Here is a 4,396-nt window from a genome sequence, read left to right as displayed (position 1 = left end):
CCGCGGTGCCCGCCACGATCGTGACGACCTCGCCGTCGCCGACGACGTCCTTCGAGGAGGTGGGAGCGCCGTCGTCCGCCTCCGCGGGCACGTCGGTCTCCTCGCCGCACGCGGCGGCGCCGGCGAGCAGGGCGATCAGGAGCAGGGAACCCAGGGAGCGCCTCATGATGACTGGGACGGTACCCACGGAGGGCAGGTTCCTTACCCGTCAGAATGGCGGCGTGCGCCGTACGTTCTCCCGAGCCGAGCTGGAGTCCTTCCGCGACGCCGTCGTCCCCGACCTGCTGCCGACCCGGCCCGAGCACGACCTGCGCCTGCTGTTCGTGGGGATCAACCCGGGGTTGTGGACCGCCGCGACCCAGACCCACTTCGCCCACCCCGGCAACCGGTTCTATCCCGCGCTCCTCCAGGCAGGGGTGATCGTCGAGCCGGTCGACCCGGCCGACGGCCTCGACGACCCGCAGCGCGACGTCCTCCGTGCACGGGGCATCGGCATCACCAACCTGGTCCGGCGCGCGACCGCGAAGGCCTCCGAGCTCGGCAAGGACGAGCTCGAGGCGGGCGGCGCGGAGCTGGCGGCACTGGTCGAGCGGCTGCAGCCCCGGGTGGTGGCGGTCGCCGGGATCACCGCCTACCGGACCGCGTTCGGCCAGCGGAAGGCCGTCATGGGCCGCCAGCCCGAGCCGCTCGCCGGAGCCGAGCTCTGGGTGGTGCCCAACCCGAGCGGCCTCAACGCCCACGAGACGGTCGCCAGCCTGGCGACGGCGTACGGCGAGGTGGCTCGCGCCGCCGGGGTTGTGGACAGCTGATCCGACCCCTCGCGCGGTCGCGGGATCGCGCGCAGGGTGGCGGCATGACCGACGACGAATCGATCCTCAGCCAGGCCGACCTCGAGCGGCTCTGGCGCCGCCTGATGGAGCCGCTCGGCTTCAGCCGCACCAGCCTCTGGCTGGTCCTCCTCCACCCCGACGGCCGACCGGAGAAGACCCTCGTCGAGGTGCCGGTGCCGCCGAGCGACCTGCCCCCGGACCCGACTGCGCCCGCGCTCCACGAGTTCCTCCGCGCCTGGGCCGTCCGGCACGTGCCGGACGCCCGGGTGGCGTTCCTCCGCACCCGGCCGGGCGGGGGCGTGCTCGACGCCAACGACCGGCGGTGGGCGGCGGCGCTCTACGAGGCCGCGCGGCTCGCCCAGGTCCCGTGCGAGGTGGTCCACGTCGCCGACGACCACCGGCTCGCGCCGGCGCCGCTCGACGAGATCGGTGTGCTCAGCGCCTGACCGTGGTCAGGGCGTCTCCTCCGGGATCTCGACGCCTTCCTTGTCGTACTTCACGGTGACGCTCCGGCCGAAGTCGTCGGACGCGGAGGCCCGGAACCACCCCTCGTCCCCTTCGAAGGACGGCGGGGAGAGGAAGACGGAGCAGTCGTCGGGGGTGGCGCCGTCGGCCCGCTCCAGCACCGGGTCGCACATGCCCTCGATGACGTCCGGGTCGATCTCCTTCAGGTCGAACCGCGGGTCCGTGGTGGTGCCGCGGGTCCACTCCTCGAGGTCCCCACCCCGCCAGGTGAAGGCGATCTGGCGGTCGTCCTTCGGGTCGTCGGTGTAGGGCATGTAGACGATGATGTAGTCGGTGTAGAAGTTGACGTCGTGCACCACCGTGGTGCCCCGCTCCTCCTCGAGCGTGGCGATGAGCTCCTCGAAGTCGTCAGGGTCCTTGGCGTCGATGCCGCCGAGGCCACCGATACCGCTGTCGACAGCAGCGAAGATCGCGACCGCACCGGCCACCACCACGCCGAGCACGATCACCGCGATCATGATGAGCACCAGCTTGGGCCCGCCGCTCGACGAGCGGATCACGATGGGCTGCGAGGACGACGAGGCGTCGCCGTACGGCACCGGGGGGAACACGCTCGGCGGCGCGCTCGGCGGCGCCGGCTCGGGGTCCGGGGTCTTGTCCTGCTCGTAGACGCGCCACTCGTTCGGGGGGTCCGGCTCGTTCGCCATGCCCGAAACGTAAGGCACGCCAGGTCCTGCGGCCACCACCTGACCGAGGAGCGGCGCGATCGATTGAGACCACTCTGAGACGTCGATCCCCTCCCCCTCCCCCTCCGGACGGTCCTACGTTCGGCGACAGGGGCCGATCAACGGCCGGACAAGGCTGCGTCGCGCGGCCGGAAGGGGCACACCGTGGGATTCTTCTCGAAGGCCAAGGAAGCACTGACTGGCCAGGGACAGCAGCCGGGCATGGTCCACGTGCAGGGCGCCGGCCCCATCGACCCGGCGATCATGGGCGGCCCCTCGACCCGATCGGTCGCGGAGAACGACCCGATCTGGGAGCCGATCAACGGCGTCTCGCTCCAGGACTACGCCAACTGGGCCAAGGAGGCCCAGGCGCGCGGCGTCAACGACGAGGCGGGCCTCATCACGATCGCGAGCGAGAGCGGTGTCTCCGCGGGTGACGCCAAGGCCGCGCTCGACGGATGGGTCGCCCGGATGGGCCAGTCCATGGCCGTGGGGCAGCAGTTCCGCAAGTTCCTCGGCTACTGAGGTCGGGACCCGCCATGGGACTCTTCAGCGACTTCCAGCGGATGTACAAGGCGAACCAGAAGCACCTGGAGAGCGAGGGGCGGCCGTCGTCCTTCTTCGGGCAGATCGCCGACATCCCGAACCAGATGAAGGAAGCCGCCGACAACACCGACATCGGTCTGCGCATGACGCGTCACCTCCAGCTCACCAACGGCGAGGGCCTGCCCGCGGTCGCGATCGTCGAGGGGTCCTGGCAGGTGGGGACCTATGCGAACACCTCCCCCGTCGTCCGGATCACCGCGCGGGTGGAGCGCGAGGACGGCTACGAGCCGTACGTCGTCACCACCGACCACGTCGTCGCCGAGCTGAACATCCGGCACCTGTTGCCGGGGGCGCGCCTGGGCGTGATGGTCGACCCGCTCAACCCCGCCGACTACGGCATCGACTGGATCCGCACCAGCCAGCTCGGCCCGCCGCCGCCCGGCTCGATCCCCGGCCCCGGCGCCCCCGGCGCGAGCCGCGAGATCTGACGCCTGCCGAATCCGGACCTTCCTGGGCCGAATCCGGACCTTCCTAGGTCGAATCCGGACCTTCCTGGGCCGAATCCGGACCTTCCTAGGTCGAATCCCCGGGCGGTCGTGGATAAGTCCCCTTTCGACCCAGGAAGGTCCGGATTCGGCCGTAAAAGCGTTAGGCCCGACCCTCTCCGGGCCCTTACCCTTTTCCTACGTGTGCCGGGACAGACCCGGGCGCGCCATCAGCACAACACCTGACAGAGGACATGACGTGGGCACCTATCGCATCCACCTCGACGCGAACCGCAGTGCGGTCCGCGCGACGGGTGCTGCCCCCAAGTTCTCGTTGTTCGGATGCCCTGAGGGCGTTCTCGACCTCGGCCTGGCCTCGCGCCGGACCGAAGGTCAGGAGCTGCCGCTGCTGGAGCCGCCCGTGGAGTAGGTGCATCACCGCACCGGCCTCGGGCCGCTCCAGCGCAGTCGCGCGCGGAGCGGCCTTTCGCATTTTTCCAGAACCCCCACCCACCCACATCGCCCCGACATCAAGGAGGTGACAGGCGATGACTGCACGGAAGATCTCGGTCCACGAGGACCGGTTCGACACCAAGGGCGTGACCATCGCCTTCACCGCACCGACCCCGCACGACCCGAAGCTCGTGTGGGCGTGTGCGGACCACCCGGACCCCGACCTGTTCCACCCGACCGACGAGGTGGGCCTCGCCGCGGCACAGGCGTTCTGCGCCGACTGCCCCGTGCGGGACCTCTGCCTCGACCTCGGTGTGCGGCGGGACGAGTACGGCGTCTGGGGCGGCGTGCTGCTCGAGAACGGCAAGCCGCAGTCCGCCGTACCGCGGCGGGGCCGGCCGCCCAAGGTCGGCTCGGCCGCCTGAGGGCGACCCGACCGCACACCCGAGACACGGAGAGGAGGTGTCAGTGGTCATGAACGTCGCGCTGCTGAACGCCTCCTACGAGCCGCTGGGGACCGTGTCCGTGCAGCACGCTGTGCGGATGCTGTTCCGGCAGGTGGCGACCGTCGAGGAGGCGCACGAGGACCGGATGATCGGTCCGCACCCGTGGCCGAAGGTGATCCGGCTGGTGCGGTACGTCGCTGCGAAGTGGATGTACCGCCCGGCCGGCTACACCCGGCGCGGCGTGCTGGTCCGCGACCAGCACACCTGTGCCTACTGCGGTGGCCGGGCGACCACGGTCGACCACGTGCTGCCGCAGTCGCGCGGTGGTGGCTGGACGTGGCTCAACACCGTCGCCGCCTGCGGGCGGTGCAACCACCGCAAGGCCGACCGCCTCCCCCGGGAGGCGGGCATGCCGCTGCGGTTCGAGCCCTGGGTGCCGACGCGGG

8 protein-coding genes are annotated in these 4,396 nt (G+C 71.1%); 7 read left to right on the top strand and 1 reads right to left on the bottom strand.

All coding sequences use genetic code 11. The features are described from left to right. Positions 1–221: 221 nt before the first annotated feature. Positions 222–809: a mismatch-specific DNA-glycosylase gene (locus H0487_RS19715; protein ID WP_312856027.1), complete on the top strand. Its 588-nt coding sequence runs from the start codon at positions 222–224 to the stop codon at positions 807–809. 44 nt (positions 810–853) lie between these two features. Next, positions 854–1,276: a hypothetical protein gene (locus tag H0487_RS19710; RefSeq protein ID WP_183095935.1), complete on the top strand. Its 423-nt coding sequence runs from the start codon at positions 854–856 to the stop codon at positions 1,274–1,276. A gap of 6 nt (positions 1,277–1,282) precedes the next feature. On the opposite strand, the gene H0487_RS19705 is transcribed toward H0487_RS19710, so the two are convergent. Next, positions 1,283–2,002 (bottom strand): hypothetical protein, encoded by a 720-nt coding sequence (locus H0487_RS19705; RefSeq protein ID WP_183095934.1) that lies wholly within the window; start codon positions 2,000–2,002, stop codon positions 1,283–1,285. A 183-nt stretch (positions 2,003–2,185) separates the two neighbouring features. Here H0487_RS19705 and H0487_RS19700 point away from each other — a divergent pair, with 183 nt between their 5' ends. From H0487_RS19700 to H0487_RS19680, 5 genes are all read left to right on the top strand, one after another. After that, a complete protein-coding gene (locus H0487_RS19700; protein WP_183095933.1) occupies positions 2,186–2,545 on the top strand; it encodes a hypothetical protein in 360 nt (119 codons plus the stop codon). Between the two features lie 14 nt (positions 2,546–2,559). Continuing rightward, positions 2,560–3,054, top strand: a complete 495-nt coding sequence (locus tag H0487_RS19695) for a hypothetical protein (protein ID WP_183095932.1) — start codon at positions 2,560–2,562, stop codon at positions 3,052–3,054. A 256-nt stretch (positions 3,055–3,310) separates the two neighbouring features. Beyond that, entirely contained in the window at positions 3,311–3,481 is a 171-nt protein-coding gene (locus tag H0487_RS19690) for a hypothetical protein (protein ID WP_183095931.1), read from the top strand. Between the two features lie 118 nt (positions 3,482–3,599). Next, positions 3,600–3,929 (top strand): WhiB family transcriptional regulator, encoded by a 330-nt coding sequence (locus H0487_RS19685; protein ID WP_183095930.1) that lies wholly within the window; start codon positions 3,600–3,602, stop codon positions 3,927–3,929. Positions 3,930–3,978: 49 nt separating this feature from the next. Continuing rightward, a partial coding sequence (locus H0487_RS19680; RefSeq protein WP_183095941.1) for an HNH endonuclease occupies positions 3,979–4,396 on the top strand: 418 nt, incomplete at its 3' end.

This window comes from Nocardioides stalactiti (assembly GCF_014180715.1).
Classification (GTDB): domain Bacteria; phylum Actinomycetota; class Actinomycetes; order Propionibacteriales; family Nocardioidaceae; genus Nocardioides; species Nocardioides stalactiti.
This window is presented reverse-complemented; position numbering and strand designations above follow the sequence as displayed.